We start from the raw sequence: 475 nt of genomic DNA on the forward strand, positions 1-475 counted from the left end.
TAGCAGATTATCCAAATTATACTGATATGATTGGCCTAAGTGCACAATTCCAACTCGCATAATCGTAGAGTATTTCATGAAAATTTTAATCGCCCCTGACTCATTTAAAGAAAGCCTAGAAGCATTGGATGTCTGCCACGCTATCCAGTCTGGATTCAGTCAAGTGTTTCCTGACGCTGACTATAAGCTGCTACCCATGGCAGATGGCGGTGAAGGAACTTCTGCAGTATTGTCTTATGTACTAGGTGGGCGCTGGAAAAACGTGGTGGTGAACGATCCACTCATGCGACCAATTACTGCCAAGTACCTGCTATTAAAAAATGAGACAGCCGTAATTGAAATCGCTCAAGCCTGTGGTCTGCATTTATTAACGACTGAAGAAAGAAATCCATTAATTACGAGTAGTTACGGCGTTGGCGAACTTATTGCGGATGCTTTAGATGAAGGCGTTAAACGCATCATTATCGGTCTGGGC

General features: G+C 43.2%; 1 protein-coding gene. It reads left to right on the plus strand.

The annotated features are described in order from the left end of the window. Positions 1-76 precede the first annotated feature (76 nt). Positions 77-475, plus strand: a 399-nt coding sequence (locus AAEZ03_RS25870; protein ID WP_350582573.1) for a glycerate kinase, incomplete at its 3' end; no start/stop codon positions are given.

The sequence above is a fragment of the Pseudomonas sp. HY2-MNA-CIBAN-0224 genome, assembly GCF_040310285.1.
In the GTDB taxonomy this organism is placed as follows: domain Bacteria; phylum Pseudomonadota; class Gammaproteobacteria; order Pseudomonadales; family Pseudomonadaceae; genus Aquipseudomonas; species Aquipseudomonas helleri.